The sequence below is a fragment of the Pseudomonas sp. NPDC089530 genome (assembly GCF_050280705.1).
Taxonomy (GTDB): domain Bacteria; phylum Pseudomonadota; class Gammaproteobacteria; order Pseudomonadales; family Pseudomonadaceae; genus Aquipseudomonas.
In genome coordinates this window covers 16,433-35,921 of the sequence record NZ_JBNNVU010000014.1, presented here as the reverse complement: position 1 = coordinate 35,921, position 19,489 = coordinate 16,433, and the positions used below count along the sequence as shown (strand labels likewise).

Annotated in this window: 17 protein-coding genes; 8 read left to right on the top strand and 9 right to left on the bottom strand. The window is 64.0% G+C overall.

The genetic code is table 11. The features are described from left to right. Window positions 1–113: 113 nt before the first annotated feature. The 4 genes from ACQKQA_RS08265 (at window position 114) to ACQKQA_RS08250 (ending at window position 3,529) form a co-directional block, all read left to right on the top strand. Complete coding sequence (locus tag ACQKQA_RS08265) at window positions 114–932, top strand: alpha/beta fold hydrolase (protein WP_427555368.1); 819 nt, start codon at window positions 114–116, stop codon at window positions 930–932. A 177-nt stretch (window positions 933–1,109) separates the two neighbouring features. Beyond that, the gene (locus ACQKQA_RS08260) at window positions 1,110–2,150 is read left to right on the top strand and encodes a hypothetical protein (RefSeq protein WP_427555366.1); all 1,041 of its coding nucleotides are present in this window, start codon (window positions 1,110–1,112) and stop codon (window positions 2,148–2,150) included. A 42-nt stretch (window positions 2,151–2,192) separates the two neighbouring features. Continuing rightward, entirely contained in the window at window positions 2,193–2,615 is a 423-nt protein-coding gene (locus ACQKQA_RS08255) for an NUDIX hydrolase (RefSeq protein WP_427555363.1), read from the top strand. Between the two features lie 542 nt (window positions 2,616–3,157). Continuing rightward, window positions 3,158–3,529 (top strand): DUF6124 family protein, encoded by a 372-nt coding sequence (locus tag ACQKQA_RS08250; RefSeq protein ID WP_427555360.1) that lies wholly within the window; start codon window positions 3,158–3,160, stop codon window positions 3,527–3,529. Between the two features lie 124 nt (window positions 3,530–3,653). On the opposite strand, the gene ACQKQA_RS08245 is transcribed toward ACQKQA_RS08250, so the two are convergent. The 4 genes from ACQKQA_RS08245 to dsbD form a co-directional block, all read right to left on the bottom strand. After that, window positions 3,654–7,016 (bottom strand): AAA domain-containing protein, encoded by a 3,363-nt coding sequence (locus tag ACQKQA_RS08245; protein ID WP_427555358.1) that lies wholly within the window; start codon window positions 7,014–7,016, stop codon window positions 3,654–3,656. 94 nt (window positions 7,017–7,110) lie between these two features. Next, a complete protein-coding gene (gene dsbG / locus ACQKQA_RS08240; RefSeq protein WP_427555355.1) occupies window positions 7,111–7,878 on the bottom strand; it encodes a thiol:disulfide interchange protein DsbG in 768 nt (255 codons plus the stop codon). After that, on the bottom strand, window positions 7,854–8,726 hold the full coding sequence (locus ACQKQA_RS08235; RefSeq protein WP_427555352.1) for a prolipoprotein diacylglyceryl transferase family protein: 873 nt from the start codon (window positions 8,724–8,726) through the stop codon (window positions 7,854–7,856). Before ACQKQA_RS08235 ends, dsbG begins: the two co-directional genes overlap by 25 nt. Beyond that, on the bottom strand, window positions 8,726–10,480 hold the full coding sequence (dsbD, locus tag ACQKQA_RS08230; protein WP_427555350.1) for a protein-disulfide reductase DsbD: 1,755 nt from the start codon (window positions 10,478–10,480) through the stop codon (window positions 8,726–8,728). Before dsbD ends, ACQKQA_RS08235 begins: the two co-directional genes overlap by 1 nt. 152 nt (window positions 10,481–10,632) lie before the next feature. Between dsbD and ACQKQA_RS08225 the strand changes: the two genes are divergently transcribed. The 4 genes from ACQKQA_RS08225 (at window position 10,633) to ACQKQA_RS08210 (ending at window position 14,599) form a co-directional block, all read left to right on the top strand. Continuing rightward, the gene (locus ACQKQA_RS08225) at window positions 10,633–11,310 is read left to right on the top strand and encodes a response regulator (RefSeq protein ID WP_427555347.1); all 678 of its coding nucleotides are present in this window, start codon (window positions 10,633–10,635) and stop codon (window positions 11,308–11,310) included. A gap of 3 nt (window positions 11,311–11,313) precedes the next feature. Continuing rightward, window positions 11,314–12,636 (top strand): ATP-binding protein, encoded by a 1,323-nt coding sequence (locus ACQKQA_RS08220; RefSeq protein ID WP_427555344.1) that lies wholly within the window; start codon window positions 11,314–11,316, stop codon window positions 12,634–12,636. Window positions 12,637–12,883: 247 nt separating this feature from the next. Further along, window positions 12,884–14,296, top strand: a complete 1,413-nt coding sequence (locus tag ACQKQA_RS08215; protein ID WP_427555341.1) for an aspartate aminotransferase family protein — start codon at window positions 12,884–12,886, stop codon at window positions 14,294–14,296. Between the two features lie 81 nt (window positions 14,297–14,377). Beyond that, complete coding sequence (locus ACQKQA_RS08210; protein WP_230010872.1) at window positions 14,378–14,599, top strand: MbtH family protein; 222 nt, start codon at window positions 14,378–14,380, stop codon at window positions 14,597–14,599. 235 nt (window positions 14,600–14,834) lie between these two features. On the opposite strand, the gene ACQKQA_RS08205 is transcribed toward ACQKQA_RS08210, so the two are convergent. The 5 genes from ACQKQA_RS08205 to ACQKQA_RS08185 all read right to left on the bottom strand — a co-directional run bounded on the left by ACQKQA_RS08205 (window position 14,835) and on the right by ACQKQA_RS08185 (window position 19,472). Beyond that, on the bottom strand, window positions 14,835–15,656 hold the full coding sequence (locus tag ACQKQA_RS08205) for a class I SAM-dependent methyltransferase (RefSeq protein WP_427555337.1): 822 nt from the start codon (window positions 15,654–15,656) through the stop codon (window positions 14,835–14,837). Window positions 15,657–15,916: 260 nt separating this feature from the next. Next, complete coding sequence (locus ACQKQA_RS08200) at window positions 15,917–16,891, bottom strand: metal ABC transporter solute-binding protein, Zn/Mn family (RefSeq protein ID WP_427555334.1); 975 nt, start codon at window positions 16,889–16,891, stop codon at window positions 15,917–15,919. Continuing rightward, entirely contained in the window at window positions 16,892–17,791 is a 900-nt protein-coding gene (locus ACQKQA_RS08195) for a metal ABC transporter permease (RefSeq protein ID WP_427555331.1), read from the bottom strand. Continuing rightward, the gene (locus ACQKQA_RS08190; RefSeq protein ID WP_427555329.1) at window positions 17,791–18,546 is read right to left on the bottom strand and encodes a metal ABC transporter ATP-binding protein; all 756 of its coding nucleotides are present in this window, start codon (window positions 18,544–18,546) and stop codon (window positions 17,791–17,793) included. The genes ACQKQA_RS08195 and ACQKQA_RS08190 overlap by 1 nt, the downstream gene beginning before the upstream one ends. Continuing rightward, entirely contained in the window at window positions 18,543–19,472 is a 930-nt protein-coding gene (locus ACQKQA_RS08185; RefSeq protein ID WP_427555326.1) for a metal ABC transporter substrate-binding protein, read from the bottom strand. Before ACQKQA_RS08185 ends, ACQKQA_RS08190 begins: the two co-directional genes overlap by 4 nt. Between the last annotated feature and the right edge of the window lie 17 nt (window positions 19,473–19,489).

Below are 19,489 nucleotides of genomic sequence, written 5' to 3'. Positions count from 1 at the left end.
TCGCGAAAAATCTCCCGGCTGGCACGGCCCTTAGGACTTGTCCGATTGACGGTATCCCTTCATCGGCACAGTCTACCGAGGCTTTTTCGCAGCCACCTGACAGGAGACAGTTGATGCCCTTCGTGACCATTGATGGACAACCCCTTCATTACCTCGACCAAGGCAGCGGCCCGGCGGTATTGCTTGCCGGCAGCTACCTGTGGGACCTGAACATGTGGGCGCCGCAGATCGAGGCGCTGTCCAGGCATTACCGGGTGATCGCCCTCGACCTTTGGGGCCACGGCCAGTCCGGCGCGTTGCCGCAGGGCACCACTTCGCTGGACGACGTGGCGCGCCAGGTGCTGGCGCTGCTGGACCAGCTGGAAATCGACCGGGTCAGCCTGATCGGCCTGTCGGTGGGCGGCATGTGGGGCGCACGGCTGGCCCTGGCGGCACCGCAACGCATCAACGGCCTGGTGCTGATGGACACCTACCTCGGCGCCGAACCGGAGCCGACTCGCCAGTATTACTTCTCGCTGTTCAAGCAGATCGAAGAGGCGGGCAGCATCTCGCCGCAGTTGCTGGACATCGTGGTCCCGATCTTCTTTCGCCCCGGCATCGACCCGCAGTCGGCGCTGTACCAGGACTTCCGCGCCATGCTCGCCGCGCTGCCGGCCGAGCGTCTGCGCGAAAGCGTGGTGCCGTTCGGCCGCATCACCTTCAGCCGCGCGGACATACTGGCGCGCCTGAACCAACTGGACGCCGAAGCCACCTTGCTGCTCTGCGGCGACCAGGACAAACCGCGCCCGCCTTCGGAAACCAAGGAAATGGCCGAGCTGATTGGCTGCCCTTACCAACTGGTGCCCGAGGCGGGGCATATCTCCAACCTGGAAAACCCGGCGTTTGTCACCGAGGCCTTGTTGAAGTTTTTGGCCGAGCGGCATTCTTGCTGATGTTTCAGCGGCGCCTGGGCTGACGTCATCGCGGGCAAGTCGGATCGCCGCCCGCTCGCTCCTACACAGCACGCCATCTTCTTCTGTAGGAGCGAGGCTTGCCCGCGATGCGATGCCATAACCACCGCCCAACCCCTGCTATAGTCGCGCCCCTGTGTAAAAAGGGGATCACGGACGATGGCAGAGCAGCTTTACTGGCACGACATTGAAGACTTGCAAGGGCAGTGGGTCGGCCTGGGGGTGACGGTGGAGCGCCCGGCGTCGGGCCGTCCGCCGCTGCACTTGCTCACCGGCCACAACGGCCGGATCAAGCTGATGCTCAACGATACGCCGCTGTTCTGGGCTACCGTGGCCCAGGGTTACTGCGGCGCCTGGCTGGTGCGTAACCCAGTGCCGGCGCAGCTGGAGTTCCTGCCGATCCCGCCCATCGATTCGGCCCAGGTGGAGCGCCATGCGCCCCTGGAACCGCAACAGCGGATCAAGGCCTGGAGCCGTTTCTTCGTCTCGCAACTGAGCGAGCGTTCCGCCGACTTTCTCTACCCGGGCCGCTGGCTGGCCCAAGGCCTGCTGCCCAACCCGGCCAGCGCCCGGGCCGTGGACCAGCGCGGGCTGGCGGCCTGGTCCTTCAGTTCCGGCACGGGTAGCCACAGCCACCTGCCGAACTGGTCGCTGTACGGCGAAGACATCCTCGACAACCTGCAACCTGAGACCGTGCAGTGGATCGACTGGTGGCAGGGCGGCGGCAAGCTGGTCGGCCTGCACCCGGTGGACCCGCTGGCCGGGCGTTTGAAGTGGTGGCGCAAAAAGGCCCGCGAAGGCAGCCTGCCGCCGATCCTGCTATGGCACGTCGGCGGCCTGGCCTCCTACGTGATCATCGACGGCCACTATCGCTTGCAAGCCGCCCTCGATGAGAACATCCCGCCGACCTTCGTCGTCCTTAGCGCCACCCGCATCCAGGCCATCAATCCCTGCCCGGAGAACCAGCAACGGGTGCTGGATTCGCTGATGATGCAAAGCGCGCGCAACCCCAACTTCGACGTCGACACCTTGAACCGGGCGTTGATCAACACCTTTGACAACCGCCCTTATTACAACGCCTCGACCCACAGCTGGGCGGGAATCGAATCGGATCAGACCTGGGTGGATGAAGTGACCCGGCACCTGCACGAGCACGACGCGAGCGAAAATCTGCAGGCGATCATCGAGCGTCGCGACTAGAGCCGTTGTTCGTATCGGATTACCAGCCAAGGAGAAGCTGACATGACCGTAGATAAAGCCTGCCCGGTAGTGCTGCGAGAGGGTGAAACTCTGGAAATCCTGGCTTTTGAACACCCACTGGCAGGTCTGCAGTTGGTCAAAGGCAGCGTGGAGCCCGGCGAGCCGACTGAAATGGCTGCTGCCCGAGAGTTGTTCGAAGAGGCGGGGATTCAGGGCATGGTGGTACGGGCTTTGGGGACATGGCATTCACCTGTGACGGGGCACCTGTGGGCATTCCATGAATGTCATGTCGCGCAGGACCTGCCTGAGACCTGGGTACATCAGGCTGAAGATGACGGAGGGCATGAGTTCAGGTTTTTCTGGCATCCATTGATGAGCGAGCCATCCGAGGCGTGGCATCAGCTGTTCAAGGATGCCTTGGGCTTTATCAGGCTTAGCCTCGCCAAAGCGCCCATGGAGCGTTGACCCCCGACTTGCCCTGCCCGCGATGCGATATTCCAGAAAACTGAAGATCCACGTCATCCCACGATCCCTGTAGCCGCTGCCGAGCCTGCGAGGCTGCGCTCGGGCTGGGCGGCATTCCGACGAAGCGGCCGCAAACCAGGCGACGGGATTTTGCCTGATACACCGCATGGGCAGGTTTGGCGCCTGCTGCGCAGGCGATCGCAGCCTGCGGCAGCGGCTACAGGGGGCCAATTCGCTTTCTTTTGTAGGGTATTTCCTAGAAACTTCTGCTCGCTTGAGTGCGCCTGTGGACGGGGCTAGCCTGCGTTGGTCATCGCAAAATCGGTGACACGGATGTGCAAGTCCGACGCTACCAGATGCATAAGCGCTCATTCGTGAGTGAGCGTTTTCATGTCCGCTGCTTTATGGCGGTCATGCGCGGGAGATCCTCGGATCTGCTGAGTGACCTGGTAGCTCGGTCTTGCACACCCGCGTATGGCTGCCACCCTTAATTCGTGTGCAAGCGAACGGTGTCAGCTCCTTTATTTACCAGGAGCCTAACCATGAAAAAACTTGTTCCCGATCCACCCGTCGACACCAGCACCTACCGGTACCCCGAGCTGAAACTCGCCAACCAGGCCCTGCGCCAATCTTTGGCCGAGCAACCTGTCGAGGCGCTGCCGTTTGCTTCCTTGGCAACCACCGCGTCGGTTCGCGTCAACCCGGATTCCTTGTTCCAGGTCCGCGAAGGCATCACCGCCGAAGAAGCCCTGGTGCATGTCTCGCTCTTGCTCAAATGCGCCGAAGAGGTCAGCGACGAGATCACCGAACGCGGCAGTGGCCTGGAGCGCGGGTTGATCTGGTCGATGGTGCATTCCGTGGAGATGGCCAGGGCGGTGGTGGATGCGTTGTTGGATGGGCGCGGAGCCCGTTGAGTCGTTTTTGAAGAACTCATCGTGAGCGGGCTCGCCCCCACAGGGGCCTGATAGTTATTTCACAATCAGGTATCCATGGGGGCGAGCGCGCTCACGAAATATCTTCAGGAGGCGCTGGTGATATTCAACTTGAGGTTTGTGCTTCCAGAGCATTCAGCTTCGCCAGAAATGAAGCGGGGCCCATTCGTTTCAGCGGGAATCTGCCTCGACTCACCGCATCGAAATAGCGTAGCGATCCCCACAGTTCAAAATCTCCCACCAGATAGACCCGACGTTTGGCCCGGGTGAGGGCAACGTTCAACAGGTTAGGCTTGGATGCGGCCCACTGCGCCGCTCCTGCATGATCATGGTCTGCGCCCAGCAGCATGAAGACGGTGTCTTGTTCTTTACCTTGGAAGGTATGCACGGTGCCGATGGAGGATTTCAACCATTGCTTCAACTCACCCGAGGGCAATTTCGGACGATGGTTGGGCTGGGTCCACGCAGCTGAGCGTATGGCTTTTTGCAATGCCAGGCGCACGGCTTTGAACGGCGAGATCACGTACAGCTGTGGCAGTGCTCCATCGCGCAAGTAGAGTTGTCCGAGAAGGTCGACCATGAACTCGATCTGATTGGGGACAACTTGTTTGTGTTCGACATTGCCAGAGATATCGATCCAGCAACTGGAGCAGTGCACAGGGGCGTCCTGTTCGGCGTGGGCATTGGGTAGGCCAAAGACCATCTTGTTACCGTAGGCGATTTGATTCGACAGACTGAACATGGGTTCGATGCAGCGCCTGTGGACTCGCAACGGGCTGCCGATCCACAACTCTTCGTCGGTATCGTTCTTGAAAACGCTGCCATAAAGATTGTTTTGGTCCGCCAGGCTTTGGACCGACACGCGATTGGGGGCGAAGGCTTCGTTCGCTGTGTGTGTCGATAGTTGGCCCAGTGTCTTGACCAAGCGTTGCGGCAGGGTGAAGACCGGCTCGATTTGCAGGGGATCACCCACCACCATGGCTCTTTGGGCTCGCCACAATGCACCGACGGCAGCCTGGGGCACGGCTTGCCCTGCCTCGTCGATGTACAGCCAACCCAAGGAGCCAGCACCCAACCCACGGAACTGGTTGCCAAAGGAGGCAAAAGTGCTTGAAACCACCGGGATCACCATGAACAGACTTTGCCAGAGCACCTGTGTGAGTCGCTCATCCTCGGGTGTCTTATTACTCAGCAACAGGCTGATGGCTGCCAGGTTGGCACTGAAGCCCTTGCCGTTCGAGCCTGAGGGCGCAACCTCGGCAAGCCAGGCCTCATGCAGGGTCAAAGCCGCGGCGAACAAGGTCGAGCGCAATCGATTGAGTGCTTCATCATGCCAAAGCCCATTTATCTGGAAGTTGCTGTTCTCCAGCTCACTCAGCTGACTTGGTAAATTCGGGCGGCCCAGGCTGCTGGTGAAATCGTCCAGGCATTGGCACTTGTTTTGCCATTGCGCTTTACGTGTATCGAGTTCGCTTTTACAGAACAGTAATGCGGTTTGCGCGCTTTCAAGTTCCGGTCTCAGGCTATTGTTCAGAAGGCTTTTCGCGCGGTTGATCTCTTCATGCGTCAGACGCTGAAGCCGGGCGTTTTCCAGTTGTTCATGACGGTGGGTTTTAGCTGTTTGAGTATTGAACAAGCGCTTCCACCAAGCTGGACGGCTGCGATCTATCAGACGCTCCAGTTCCTGAAGGCTGCTCAGATGTTGCGCTGATGCTTGAAGTTGCTGTTGCTGTCGGTCGAGGGCTTGCTGGGAGGACGCGCTGAGCTGTTCGGCCTGATTAAATGACTGTTGCTGCAGATGCACGAAGGCCTGCTCATCGGTAGCTGCCATTTCTTCCAGCAGGCTGGCGTAACGGGCTCGTTCTTCCAGTGCTTTGCTGACATCTTCATCGGCTTTTTTGAAGGCTGTGCTGGCATCCTTGAAGCTGGGGCCTTTGTATCCATCCACCCATTGCCGAATCGTCAGGGGCAAATTGGGCTCGGTGGAGTCTACCGGGTTGAAGAACATGCGTTCCTGCAGTGCCTTTCGGTTGTTGCTATTACCGAGTGCGGCGCAGATCAACCCCCAGGGTTTGTCCTCATCGGACAGGTTGCTGATGCTGCCATCACTTTTTTGTGCGGCAATTTTATGTGCGACCGGTTGCAGGTACTGCACATTGTTCCAGCACTTTCCCAGGGATTTGCGTTTGGGCAGGTCTCGGGAAATATTTTCCACGGCGGCGTTGTTCGAGGAGGCCACCACCATTTCATAGCCGGTCAATTCAGGTTTGAGCGCGCGGATGGTGTAGGGATTCGACATGCCCTTGAAGGTGACCTGCGGTTTTTTTCCGCCAACAAAAGCGTCTGCCGCCTCGCTGTATCCCGCCAATACCCGGGCTCGACGAACAATGTTCTCGGCGAACATGTCGCGCAATAAAGTCGTTTTGCCCGTCCCGGGTGGTCCGTTAACGGAGAACATCCCGCTGTTTGCCAATGTGCCGAGTGCCGTATTGATCGCGAACTGTTGCATCAGGCTCATGGCATGGCCCGGCTCATCCGGCCAATGCCCAGGGTTTATGCATTGCGGTTGCAGGGCCTGGTAAATGGCCGTGCGGCCATTATCGGTATACAGGTCAATTCTTTTGCTCGGATCGGCTTCACTCAGGTACTGAAGCAAAGGGAGCGGTTGTTCTCCGCGCTGCAGGCTGGCGATTGCACGCTCGATGTCTTTTATGAAAAAGCTGTTGAGTATGTCGATCTCGGTATCGGGTTCTTCTTCGTCCTCGACTTCCGTTGTCTGTGTCGCAGAGGGTTGCGTGAGTGGTTTCTCGACCTTGGGCTGAGTCAGAACTTGAAGTAACGCAAGTGGGGTACCGCTGCCCTGCTCAGGCGTAAAGCTGGCCCAGTTGCACAACAGTTGATGCAAATGCATGACTTCCTCAGCCATCAAGGCTGGGTCATCGTTTTGCTGACGCTCTCCATGGAAGTTGTGCAGCAGTTTTATCAACTGTTCCTTGGCGTCCTCGAAGGCTTGATGGCCAAGAGCGCCAAGCCCTTTGCTCACTGTCTGCCCCAGGGCCCAGGGAGCCGTTGACAGTGACACGGCATCAAGTTGCGGGACGGCTTGAGCATTGAGCTTGATCTTGGCAAAGCATGTAAGCCCTTCAAGCTCCACCCGTTCCTGCTCTTCGTAGAAGGTGTTCTCGTCTATCGATAAAGCGGCCAGATGCGGTTCGCAAAGAGCAGCAATGACGGAGGCATCAAAAACCCCGATATAGAGATTGAAGCCTTTGACTTGAAGATCGTCAGGTATGGAAAAATTGCGCCAGTGACTGTTCTTGCTCTGCTGGAGATCTTTCTGGGTGAGCCAGCGCGTCTCCCAGTCTTTGAAGTCCTCGACATATTTCTCAAGGGCATAAGGTAAAAAGAATTCCACCTTATGCCAGTAGTCGAGAATGTCTAAAAGCCTAGTTTGTCCTTGAGCTGTCAAAACGTCACATCCCTGTCTGCGTGAATAAAGGCAGTAGTGTAACGCTGTCAGTAAGGCTAAAGGCCATTAGTGGTCAGGTCTTGGCGCATCTCATTTATTTAGGCCCGAGAATCTTCACCAGCTTGCCCGGCGCCGGCGCGCCTTGTTGCTGTTGCAGCTCGCCCTTGTCGTCCATGTAGAAGATCGCCGGGGTGGCGGACAGCTCCAGTTCGTCCATCAGCGCCATGTTGGCGTCGAGCTTGGCCTGGACCTCGGCGGGGATCTTGTCCAGGGGCTTGAGGCTGCTGCCCTTGCCGGCTTTTTCGTGGTCCTGCAGGGCCTTCTGCGGGTCCTTGGCGGCCAGCAGGGCGGCGGATTTGCCCGGGCTGTCTTCGCGGATGATGCCGACCATGATGTGCCGCAGCTGCACCTTGCCGGCATTGACCCAGGGCCGCGCCTGTTCCCAGAACATGTTGCAGTACGGGCAGTTGGGGTCGCTGAACAGGTAGACCACCCGCGGGGCGTCGGCCTTGCCGTCGGCGATCCAGTGGCTCTTTTCCATCTTCGCCCAGACTTCCTTGGCCATCGGCGCGTAGACCAGTTTTTGCAGCGGCTCGGCGCTCAGGTCCTTGCCGTCGGCGTCGTACAGGTTGCCCAGCAGCACGTGCTTGCCATCCGGGGTCAGGTACAGGGCCATGCCGCGGTTCTGGTACTGCGCGGCATAACCCTTGAGGCCGTCCGGGGCATCGAAGCTGCCGACGATCTTGGCACCCTTGGCTTCGATGTTCTTGATCGCTTGGGGCAGTTCTTCGGCGTGCAGCAGTGGCGCCTGGAGCAGGGCCGCGCCCAGGGACAGGCTCAGCAGGTGGCGGATGAAGGGCATGGCAGTTTCCTTGCTGGGGCGGCCGGCGTGGCCGAGGTCGAATGCGGTCGGTCGAAATATTCCAGGGCGCGGGCCAGGCTGGCCTCGGACAACTCGCCGAGGTGGCTGCCCAGCATGCGCCCGTCGGCGCTGTAGAACAGCGTAGTCGGCAGCGCCATGGAGCCCACGGCCTGGCCCAGGCGGCCGCTGCCGTCGAACAGCACGTTGTTCAGGGTCAGGTCCTGGGTGGCCAGGAAGGTCGTGACGCTCTGCATGCTTTCGGCCTGATTGACGAACAGGAAGGTCAGGTCCGGGCGTTGCTGCTGGGCTTTTTCCAGCACCGGCATTTCCCGGCGACACGGCGGGCACCAAGTGGCCCAGAGGTTGATCACCAGGGGTTTGCCCTGGTAGCTGGTCAGTTGCACGGTGGCGCCGTCGGCGTTGCGCAGGTCGATCTCCGGCAACCGCGTGCCTTGCTCGAAGATGCCCAGGGACAGCGTCGCCAGCAGCCAGAACGCCAGGCCGCTGCCGACCCCGGCGCCCAGCGGCTGGCGCAGTGCCGGGCGGCGCCAGCCCCAGGCGAGGGCGGCCAGCAACAGGACGATCACCCCGGGCCAGGCGAGGAAGCCGCCGTCGCGCAGGTCGACCACTTGCCACAGATCGTCGCGGTAATGCTTCCAGTAGGCGACCACGAAACCGATGCGCGCCGCGAGCATGCCCAGCAGGAACAGGCCGAACAGCACCGATTCCGGGTTCTCGCCGCCGCGCTTGGCGATCCGCCAGCCGATAAAGGTGGCCAGCGCCAGGGCGCCGATCAGCAGCAGGTGGTTGAGCGCGATGGCAAAGGTGCCGATGGTAAAGGTCAGCATCAACGGGCTTCTCGGGTGGCGGTCCAGCGTTGCAGGAAGCCAGCGGCGTCTACCTCGCCGGTAATCCGCTGGCTGCGTCGTTCTTCGCCGTCCGGGCCGATCCACAGCAGGCTCGGCGGCCCCGGCACTTTATACCGATTGAGCAGTTCGCGGCTGGCGGCGTTGTCGGCGGTTACGTCCAGGCGCAGCAGGCGCACTTCTTTCAGCTCGTCGAGGACCCGGGCGTTGCCGAACACCTGTTTCTCCATGATCTTGCACGACACGCACCAGTCGGCGTAGTAGTCCAGCAGTACCCACTGGCCCTGGGCCTTGGCCGCGTCGAGGGCGTCTTGCAGGGCGGCCGGGTCCTTGACGGTGGTGAAGGCGTCGTGGGCGCTGAGCGGCGCCACGGCGGTACCGCCGCTGTAGACCTTCAGCGGCCGCCACAGGTCGTCGCTGCCGCCGGCGGCGCCCACCAGCAGCAGGCTGCCCCACAGGCCGAACACCACCGAGCCGGCGCCGAACAGGTGCCCGGCGCGCCCAGCGGCGCGCATCTGCTGCCAGGCGGTGTAGGCCAGGACCAGCGCCAGGGCGCCCCACAGACCGATCCACAGCGACTCGTCGAGCACCGGGCGCAGCAGCACGATGGCGGTGCCGAGGAACAGGAAGCCGAACAGGCCCTTGAGCAGGTTCATCCACGGGCCGGGTTTGGGCAGGAAGCGGTTGCCCAGGGTCACCAGCAGCAACAGCGGCAGGCCGATGCCCAGGCCCATGACGAACAGGATCAAGCCGCCGTGCAGGGCGTTGCCGCTCTGGGCGATATACAGCAGGGCGCCGGCCAGGGGCGCGGTCATGCACGGGCCCACCAGCAGGCCGGACAGGGCGCCGAGCACCCCGGCGCCCACCAGGCTGCCGCCGCGGCGCGAGCGGCTGGCATTTTCCAGGCGATCGCGCAGGGCTGCCGGCAGTTGCAGCTCGAAGAAGCCGAACATCGGCAGGGACAGGAGCACGAACACTGCGGCGAAGCTGCCCAGCAGCCAGGGCGTTTGCAACAGCGCCTGGAGGTTGGCGCCCAGCAGCGCGGCGAGCACGCCCATGGAGGCATAGACCAGGGCCATACAGATGACATAGCTGCCGGCCACGGCCAAGCCGCGACGCGGGCTGGCGCCGCTGCCCACCACCAGGCCGGCGAGGATCGGCAGCATCGGCAGCGAGCAGGGGGCGAAGGCCAGCAACAGGCCGAGGCCGAAGAACACCAGCAGGCTCCAGCCCAGGGCCCGCTGTTGCAGGCCGCTGGCCAAGGCCTGGTCAGTGGCTTCGGTGCTGGCGTTGGTGGTAGTGGCGGTATTGCCGGCGGCGGCCGGGCTGCCGCCCAGGTCCACTTCCAACGATTGCGGCGGGTAGCACAGGCCGGCATCGGCGCAGCCCTGCCAGCCGACCTTGACCTTGCCGGTGGCGCCCGCGGGGACTTTCAGTTCCAGGCCCTGGCGATACACCTGCTGGGCCCCGAAGAATTCGTCGCTGTGGGCCTCACCTTCGGGCAGCGCCGGTTTCTGCGCGTCCGCCAGGCCGTTGAATTGCAGGCGCTGCTGATACAGGTAATAGCCGTCGGCGATCTGCCAGAACAGCTGGGTTTCCCCCGACGCCAGGCGTTCGGAGGTGAAGACGAAGGCTTTGCCGACCGGGAGAAAGTCGGGTTTGACCTCGAACGGGTTGGTGCCCGCCTGGGCCAGGCCCGACAGCAGCATGAACAGGAAGATGAACAGACGATGCATGGAAAAGCCTTAAACCGGTGCAAGTGACCGCACAATGGCCGATGTCGATTAACCGATGATTAACCCTGCACGCCTTGTGGCACTGGCGGTGCAGGCATAATGTCGGCTTAATCGACGATAGTTTTAATGCCCCCTTTTCTACAGGTTTCACCATGCACGTACTGGTCTGTGAAGATGATGAACTGATCGCCAGCGGGATCGTGGCCGGCCTCACGGCCCAGGGCCTGACGGTCGAGCACGTGGCGACCGCCTCGGCGGCGCGGGCCATGCTCGGCGTGGCCCAGTTCGACGTGATGGTGCTCGACCTCGGCCTGCCCGACGAAGACGGCCTGAAACTGCTCAAGCAGCAGCGCCACAACGGCCTGGAGATCCCGGTGCTGATTCTCACCGCGCGGGACTCGGTCACCGACCGGGTCGACGGCCTGCAGGCCGGTGCCGACGATTACCTGCTCAAGCCCTTCGACCTGCGCGAACTGGCGGCACGCCTGCACACCCTGCTGCGGCGGGTGGCGGGGCGTAGCGTCAACCTGATCGAGCACGGCCGCCTGACCTACGACCCGAGCACTCGGGAAACCCTGCTCGGCGGCCAGCCGGTGGACCTGTCGCGGCGCGAGCAGTCGCTGCTCCAGGCGCTGCTGCACAACCGCGGCCGGGTGCTGTCCAGCGAGCAGCTCAAGGACAGCGTCTACGGCTTCAACGACGAGCTGGAAAGCAACGCCCTCAACGTCCATATCCACCACCTGCGGCGCAAGCTCGGCAACGGCATCGTCGAGACCGTGCGCGGCCTGGGCTATCGCCTGGGGCCGGCGGACGGCGGGGAGGAGGGCTAAGTGATGAGCCTGCGTTTGCGCCTGAGCCTGACCATCGGCGCGGCGTTCGTGCTGATCTGGGCGCTGGCGTCGGCCTGGATGTTCAGCGACTTGCGCAACCAGATGATGTTTTCCCTGGACCAGCGCCTGGTGGCGTCGGCGCGCATGGTCGCCGGCCTGCTGGAGCAATTGCCGGCGTTGCCGAGCAAGGGCGAGGGCACCCATTTCAGCGCCGAGCAACTGAACATTCCCGGGGGCATGGCCTGCCAGGTCAGTTCCCTGCGCGGCGAGATCCTGGCCCGCAGCCATAACCACCCCGACGAAAAGCTCGAAGCCGAACGCCTGGGCTTTCACGACCAGATGATCGATGGCGTGCGCTGGCGCAGTTTCACCCTGGCCCGGGGCGATCTGCGCATTACCACCGCCGACCGTCAGGTCGAGCGCGAAGCGCTGAACCTGTCGGTGCTGCTGGCGGCTTCGGTGCCGGTGGGCGTGGCGCTGCTGGCGTGCCTGTGGCTGTTGTGGCTGGGGATGGGCCAGGGCCTGGCGCCGCTGAACCGCATGCGCGATGCCCTGATGCGGCGCAGCGCCGATTCCCTGGAACCATTGCAGATCCACCCGCTACCCAGCGAGCTGCGGCCGCTCTTGGAAACCCAGAACCAGCTGTTCCAGCGTATCGGCAAGACCATCGAGCGCGAGCGCCGCCTGACCGGCGACGCGGCCCATGAACTGCGCAGCCCGCTGACGGCGATCAAGACTCACCTGCAGGTGGCGCGCATGACCGAGGGCGCGGCCCGGGACCAGTCCCTGGCGCGGGCCGAAGAGGGCGCCGACCGCCTGCACCGGACCCTGGAGCAGTTGCTGTTGCTGGCGCGGGTCGAGGGTAGCCTGTCGTTCGAGGACGGCGTGCAATGCAGCGCCGAGCAGGTGGCGCAGACCGCGATCCACGATGCGGCCAGCGGCGCCCGGCAGCGGGTCCGCCTGCATATCGACGAGCGGGTGTCGGCGGCGCCGCTGGAAATGCCTTCGGTGCTGGCCATCGCCGCGCTGCGCAACCTGCTGGACAACGCCCTGCGCCACACCCCGAGCGATGCGCCGGTGGACCTGAACCTGGAAACCATCGGCAATCGCGTGCGCTTCCAGGTGCGCGACCACGGCAGCGGCATCCCCGAGGACGACCTGCAGCACCTGACCCAGCGTTTCTGGCGCAACGGCCAGAGCACCGGCTGCGGCCTGGGCCTGGCCATCGTCCAGGCGATTGTCCAGCGCTGCGGCTGCGTGCTGCATTTCGACAGCCGGCCCGATGGGCTGCGGGTCGAGTTGACCATGCCGTTGCAATCGGCCTGACGGCCTTATCGCGGGCAAGCCTCGCTCCCACTGAGGAACGCGTTCTTCTGTAGGAGCGAGCGGGCGGCGATCCGACTTGCTCGCGAAAAATCTTGAATCCCCCACGCAATAAACCTCTGCATGGGTGTAAATCCTCCCCCCGCTGATGCGTTTCCAGAACAGGAAAACCTGCGAGTGCGCGCTGAACCGGCTGCGTACCTGTGTGGTGTGCGGTTTCGCTCAACTCATCAGCGTGAGGATTCGAGAGATGTCAGTTGCTACCAGCCTTGTCGACGATCAGCCGGCGCGGACCAGTGCCGCGCCGGCCGAGACGCTTTACCAGTTCACCGAATCGCCGTTGCTGGCGCGGCAGAACCAGCAGGAATCCAATGCCCGCAGCTACCCGCGGCGCATTCCCCTGGCGCTCAAGCGCGCGCGGGGCATCCATGTCGAGGACGTCGAAGGCCGGCGTTTCATCGACTGCCTGGCCGGCGCCGGGACCCTGGCCCTGGGCCACAACCACCCGGTGGTGATCGAGGCCATCCAGCAGGTGCTGGCCGATGAGCTGCCACTGCTGACCCTGGACCTGACCACCCCGGTCAAGGACCAATTCGTCCAGGACCTGTTCGGCCTGTTGCCGCCCGCCCTGGCCGCCGAGGCGAAAATCCAGTTCTGCGGCCCCACCGGCACCGACGCCGTGGAAGCGGCATTGAAACTGGCGCGCACCGCCACCGGCCGCAGCACCGTTCTGTCGTTCCAGGGCGCCTACCACGGCATGACCCAGGGCGCCCTGAGCCTGATGGGCAGCCTGGGGCCGAAGCGGCCGTTGGGTGCGTTGCTGACCAATGGCGTGCAGATCCTGCCGTTCCCCTACGACTACCGTTGCCCGTTCGGCCTGGGCGGCGCGGCCGGGGTGAAGGCCAACCTGAGCTACCTGGAAAACCTGCTGAGCGACCCGGAAGCTGGCGTGCAATTGCCGGCGGCGATCATCGTCGAAGCAGTGCAGGGCGAGGGCGGGGTGATTCCCGCCGACCTCGACTGGCTGCGCGGTCTGCGGCGGATCACCGAGAAGGCCGGCGTGGCCTTGATCGTCGACGAGATCCAGAGCGGTTTCGGCCGTACCGGCAAGATGTTCTCCTTCGAGCACGCCGGAATCATTCCGGATGTGGTGGTGATGTCCAAGGCCATCGGCGGCAGCCTGCCGATGGCGGTGGTGGTCTACCGCGACTGGCTCGACACCTGGCTGCCGGGGGCCCATGCCGGCACCTTCCGCGGCAATCAGATGGCCATGGCCACCGGTTCCGCGGTGATGCGCTACCTCAAGGAGCACAAGGTGGCCGAGCATGCCGCGGCCATGGGCGAGCGCCTGAGCGAGCATTTGCGGATTCTGCAGCGTGATTTCCCGCAGATGGGTGATATCCGCGGTCGCGGTCTGATGCTTGGGGTGGAGCTGGTGGACCCGAGCGGCGAAAAAGACGCCCTGGGCCACCCGCCGCAGTTCAGTCGCCTGGCGCCGCTGGTGCAGCGCGAATGCCTCAAGCGCGGGCTGATCCTGGAAATGGGCGGGCGCCACGGCAGCGTGGTGCGGTTCCTGCCGCCGCTGGTGATCACCGCCGGGGAAATCGACCAGGTGGCGGAGATTTTCAGCAAGGCGTTGGCCGCCGCGGTGGCCAGCCTCTAATTTTCCCCGGGGCCTGAACGTTCCTTATTCACAACCGCTGCGCGCTCGGCGCAGCGAGCCTTACAGCGATGGAGACAAGCAATGACGTCAGTATTCGACCGCGAGGACATCCTCTTTCAGGTAGTGGTCAACCATGAGGAACAGTATTCGATCTGGCCGGACTACAAGGCCGTGCCGCAAGGCTGGCGCACCGTGGGCAAGAGCGGCCTGAAAAAGGACTGCCTGGCCTACATCGAAGAGGTGTGGACTGACATGCGCCCGCTGAGCCTGCGCCAGAAGATGGATGCCGCTGCTGCCAACTGACCCCCCCGATCCCTGTAGCCGCTGTCGAGCCTTGGCAAGGCTGCGATCGACTGCGCAGCAGTCGCAAAACCTGAGTATGCGTTGGGTCTGACTAAACGGGGTGCCCCCGTTGCGGCCGCTGCGCGTCCGATCGCAGCCTCGCCGGGGCTCGGCAGCGGCTACAGGCGGTGGATGTGGGGAATGTAAAAAAGCCCGCTGGATTGTGGTCCAGCGGGCTTTTTTGTGGGCCCGAGGTTTAGCGTTTGACCGCTTGCAGGGTGTAGCTCAGTGGCAGGCGCAGGGGGCCTTCCTTGAGGTGCCATTCGCCCGACTCGTCGCAGTGCATCTGCCCGGGCAGGGCTTCCCAGGGGATGCTCTGGTGTTCCACCAGGCCGCGGATCTCCAGGCCGTATTTGAGCAGGGCGCTGACGATTTCCCCCAGGCCGTGGTTCCACGAATGGGTGACTGTGGCCTTGAGCGGCGCCGTGGTTTCGACATAGCTGTGCTCGTCGTCCCAGACCAGCGGTTCGCGGTGCTCGAAGTAGGGCAGCGCCAACAACAGCCCATCCTCGCGGCGTTCGTCCACGGCCCAGAGCATCGGGTGGCCTTCGCGGATGAACAGCCGGCCGCCGGGCTTGAGCAGGGCGCTGACATTGCGTGCCCAGGTGTCGACGCTGGGCAGCCAGCACAGGGCGCCGATGCCGGTGTAGACCAGGTCGAACGCGCCTTTGGGCAATGCCTCGCTGGCCTTGTAGACGTCGGACTCGACGTACTCGATGGCGGTCCCGGTGCGCGCCGCCAGGGCGCGGGCCTCGGTCAGGGAGGCGGGGGAGAAATCCAGCCCGGTCATATGGGCGCCGAGGCGCGCCAGCGACAGGGTGTCGGTGCCGATATGGCATTGCAGATGCACGCCGCGCAGGCCGCCGATATCCCCCAGCAGCGGCAGGTCGAAGCGCACCACCTCGGACAGGTGCCGCGGGTCGTCGACGAACATCTGCGCCTGATAGTCCGGCGAGGCCGCGTGCAGCGGCGCGCGCTCGTCCCAGTTGGCCTGGTTGAGCTTGAGGTAGTCACTCATGGCGGGGCTTCCTGTCCGTTCGATGGGAGCAGCAGGCTAGCACCGGCGCGGCGGGGGATTCTTGAGGGAATTTGTAAGCACAAGGCAAGCCCTGTAGCCGCTGCCGAGCGATAGCGAGGCTGCGTACGGCCGCGAAGCGGCCGCCAATCAGGCGACGCGGATTTCAGGTAGATCCGGTGTGCAGGTTTACGGGGCTGCGCCCCGATCGCAGCCTGCGGCAGCGGCTACAGGGATCGCCAGGGCCGCAATGCCGGTACCACTCAGGACTTGGCGTTCAGCGCCGCGTTGACCTGCTTGATGTTGTTCTCCAGCTCCGCCAGCGGGTCGGCGCTGTCGGTCTGCAGCACCAGCAGCTGGCTGCCGGCGGCGGCGATGGCGGCCTTGAGCGCATCGCTCGGCTGGCGATGGTGCAGCACCAGCGCCACGTCATTGTCCTTGAGCCTGGCTTGCAGCTGTTGCAGGGCTTCGGGCGTCCATTCGTTGTCGGCGCGGGCGTCAGTTTCCAGCAGTTCCAGGTTGAGCCCGCCGATCAGGTAGGCGAAGTGATCGCTGAGGCTGACGACGCTGAGGTTGTCGGCATTGGCCAGTTGCGCCTCGGCGTCGGCGCTGAGCTTGAGCAGGCGCTGCTTGAGGCCGGCCAGGTTGGCCTCGATCTTCGGCTTGGCGGCGGGGGCCAGGCGCACCAGGTCGGCGGCCAGCACATCGGCCATGCGCCCAAGGTTGTTGCTAGACAGCCACGGTTGGCTGTTCAGGCCGTCGCTTTTGCCGGGTTGCAGGGCCACCCCGGGCAGGGCGCCGTCCACCGGGCGCGCTGCATCGACTTCGACGATGCGGATATTGCTGCGCCGCGCATGAGGGTAGAGCGGGTCGTCCGGCCAGATCGAGCGCAGGCCGATCACTGCGTCGGCGTCGAGGGCCAGCTGGTGCAGCGCCGGGGCGCCGCGCCCGGTGAAATAGGCGGTCTGGCGCGAGCCCGGCAGGTTGTCCGGGGCGGCGCGTTCGAGCTGCACATCGGTGCCTTGCAGCAGCAGTTGGCCGAGGCCGAAGGTCACCGGCAGGGAGGCCAGGACCGTCAGCGGCTTGTTCGCTGTGGCGCTGTGCAGCGCGGTGTTGCCCATGCCGCTGGAGGCCAGCATGCGCATGGGTTCGAAGTGGTCGCGTTCGGCCAGTGCCGGCGTACTGATCAGCCCGCTGAGGGCCAGGGCAAGCGTCAGATGACGAAGTGAACTGTGCATTTATCCGATATTCCCTTTGAGGCTGGGGACGATGCCGCGGGCAATGGCGGCCAGGGCGAAGGCGACACCGGCCACCAGGATGATCGCGGCGCCCGACGGCACCGGCAGGTCGAAGAGGATCGGCAGCAGGATGCCGCACAGGGTGCTGAGGGTGGCGATCAGTACCGAGATCCAGAAAAAGCCCTTGAGCGACTGGCTCAACAGGCGCGCGGCCGCCGCCGGAATCACCAGCAGGGCGCCCACCAGGATCGCACCTATGACCTTCACCGCGGCCACGGTGATCAGGGTCACCAGGATCACGAACAGGTAGTCCAGGGCCTTCACCGCGACCCCGCGCACCGCCGCCAGTTGCGGGTTGAAGCTGGCCAGCATGATGCGGTTGTACAGCGGCAGGCTCAGGCCCAGCACCAGGGCGCCGACGATCAGCAGCACCAGCAGGTCGTTGCCGTTGACCGTGAGCACCGAACCGAACAGCACGTTTTCCAGGATGTGCACGTTGATCTTGCCGGCGAGGATCAATAGCAGGCTGGCACCCAGGGCCAGGGACACCGACAGGAACACCCCGATCAGGGTGTCCGGGGCCAGGCCGGTGCGGTTGCGCAGGTAGTTGAGCAGGATGCCGAACAGCAGGCAGTAGCCGAACAGGCTGCCGTAGGGGCCGGTGTAGGGCTCGCCGAGCAGGATGCCGATGGCGACCCCGGTCAGTGCCGCGTGGCCCACCGCTTCGGAGAAGAAGGCGAAGCGCTTGACCACCACCAGGGTGCCCAGGCCGCCCAGCACCGGGCCGATCAGCAGCCCGGCCAGCAGGGCGTTGACCACGAATCCGTAGGCCAGGGCCTCCGGCAGGTAACCGGAAGAGGCCCAGCCCTGGACCATCAGACGAAAGGCTTCGTAACTCATCAGGCAGCACTCCCGCTGGCAAGCTCCGCGGTGCGCGGGTGGGTGGAAAACAGGCTCAGCAGGCGTTCCGGGGTCAGGGCCTGCTGCGGGTGCGCGTCGAACAGCACCCGGCGTTGCAGGCCGGTGACCCGGTCCGCCAGGCGCCCGACCGCTTCCAGGTCGTGTTCGATCCACAGCAGGGTGATGCCGGCCTGGCGCCAGTCGCCGAGCAGGCGCTCGAACACCTGGATGCCGGCTTCATCGAGGGCCGACATGGGTTCGTCCAGCACCAGCAACTGCGGCGCCGGGATCAGGCCCTGGGCCAGCAGCACCCGCTGGCGTTCGCCGCCGGATAGCGCGCCCATGCGCCGTTTGCGTTTGTCCTGCATGCCGACCCGCTCCAGGGCTTCGCCGATGGCCGCGGCGTAATGCCGGCTGAGGCCGAGGAAGGCCGGGCGGCGCTGGCACATGGCGGCCATGAAGTCGTCGACGGTCATCGGCAGGCCGCGGTCGAATTCCAGGGCTTGCGGCACATAGCCGATCACCCCGGTCTCCCCCGGCCAGTGCAGGCTCAGCCGGCCCTGGTGGGGCATTTGCCCGAGCAGGGTCTTGATCAGCGAGCTCTTGCCGCCGCCGTTGGGGCCGACCAGGGCATGCACGGTGCCGGGCTGCACCTTGAAACTGACGTTGTCGAGGATGGTGGTGCGGCCCAGGGTCAGGGCGATCTGGTCGAACTCGATGGCCGGGCCGCGGGCCAGGGTGTGCAGAGCGGTCATGCGCCGGCCTCCTGGATCGCCCGGACCACGGTGTCGAGGTTGCCTTTCATTTCCTTCTCGTACTTCTCGGCGCTGTAGTCGCCATAGGAAATGTGCGACAGCGGGTACAGCCTGACCCCGGACTCGCGCTGGATGGTGTCGACGTAGGTGGAGGGGAAATCCAGCTCGGAAAAGATCACCTTGACGTCCAGCTCGCGCAGTTGGTCGATGGTCTTTTTCAGCTGGCTTGGGCTGGGCTCGATGCCATGGGCCGGTTCGACCACGGCGGTGACTTCCAGGCCGAATTCGCGCAGCAGGTAATCGTAGGCGGCATGCACCGTGGCCACCCGCAGGTCGGCGTTGGGCGCCTGGGTCAGCTTGGCCAGGGCATCGGCGCGCATCTGCCGCAGGCGCTTGCCGTAGGCGCGGGCGTTCTGGGTGTAGGTCTTGGCGTTGGCCGGGTCCAGCTTGCCCAACTCGCGGGCGATGTTGTTGACCTGGGCGATGGAGGCGCTGATGGACAGGAAGGTGTGCGGGTTGACCACCTTGCCGGCGCCGCGGGCGGCGATGCCGGTGGCCGCCAGCAGCGGCACGTTCTGGTTGGCTTCGATCACCGGGATGTCCGGGCGTTCGCTGGCCTCGATCATGCGGTCGGCGAAGTCGTCGTGGCCGACGCCGTTGAGCACGATCACGTCCAGGGTGCCGATGCGCTTGATGTCTTCGGCGCGGGGTTCATAGGCGTGGGGGTTGAAGCCGGCGGGAATCAGCGGCACCACCTCGGCCTTGTCGCCGACTATGTTGGCCACGTAGCTGTAATAAGGGTGCAGGGTGATGCCGATCCGCAGGCGCTTGGCCTGGTCGGCCGTGGCGAGAGGGCTGAGCAGCAGGGCGAACAGGCTGACCAGCAGCACCCGCAGGAACGGGCGGCGTTGCGATGGAATAGGCATGGGCTAGCGGTCTTCTC

Bases quoted from the DNA above. Each gene is read 5' to 3' on its own strand.
- dsbD (WP_427555350.1), bottom strand. From the start codon at position 10,480: ATGCATCGTCTGTTCATCTTCCTGTTCATGCTGCTGTCGGGCCTGGCC.
- ACQKQA_RS08235 (WP_427555352.1), bottom strand. From the start codon at position 8,726: ATGCTGACCTTTACCATCGGCACCTTTGCCATCGCGCTCAACCACCTG.
- ACQKQA_RS08210 (WP_230010872.1), top strand. From the start codon at position 14,378: ATGACGTCAGTATTCGACCGCGAGGACATCCTCTTTCAGGTAGTGGTC.
- ACQKQA_RS08200 (WP_427555334.1), bottom strand. From the start codon at position 16,891: ATGCACAGTTCACTTCGTCATCTGACGCTTGCCCTGGCCCTCAGCGGG.
- ACQKQA_RS08225 (WP_427555347.1), top strand. From the start codon at position 10,633: ATGCACGTACTGGTCTGTGAAGATGATGAACTGATCGCCAGCGGGATC.
- dsbG (WP_427555355.1), bottom strand. From the start codon at position 7,878: ATGCCCTTCATCCGCCACCTGCTGAGCCTGTCCCTGGGCGCGGCCCTG.
- ACQKQA_RS08185 (WP_427555326.1), bottom strand. From the start codon at position 19,472: ATGCCTATTCCATCGCAACGCCGCCCGTTCCTGCGGGTGCTGCTGGTC.
- ACQKQA_RS08260 (WP_427555366.1), top strand. From the start codon at position 1,110: ATGGCAGAGCAGCTTTACTGGCACGACATTGAAGACTTGCAAGGGCAG.
- ACQKQA_RS08215 (WP_427555341.1), top strand. From the start codon at position 12,884: ATGTCAGTTGCTACCAGCCTTGTCGACGATCAGCCGGCGCGGACCAGT.
- ACQKQA_RS08250 (WP_427555360.1), top strand. From the start codon at position 3,158: ATGAAAAAACTTGTTCCCGATCCACCCGTCGACACCAGCACCTACCGG.
- ACQKQA_RS08195 (WP_427555331.1), bottom strand. From the start codon at position 17,791: ATGAGTTACGAAGCCTTTCGTCTGATGGTCCAGGGCTGGGCCTCTTCC.
- ACQKQA_RS08190 (WP_427555329.1), bottom strand. From the start codon at position 18,546: ATGACCGCTCTGCACACCCTGGCCCGCGGCCCGGCCATCGAGTTCGAC.
- ACQKQA_RS08265 (WP_427555368.1), top strand. From the start codon at position 114: ATGCCCTTCGTGACCATTGATGGACAACCCCTTCATTACCTCGACCAA.
- ACQKQA_RS08220 (WP_427555344.1), top strand. From the start codon at position 11,314: ATGAGCCTGCGTTTGCGCCTGAGCCTGACCATCGGCGCGGCGTTCGTG.
- ACQKQA_RS08205 (WP_427555337.1), bottom strand. From the start codon at position 15,656: ATGAGTGACTACCTCAAGCTCAACCAGGCCAACTGGGACGAGCGCGCG.
- ACQKQA_RS08255 (WP_427555363.1), top strand. From the start codon at position 2,193: ATGACCGTAGATAAAGCCTGCCCGGTAGTGCTGCGAGAGGGTGAAACT.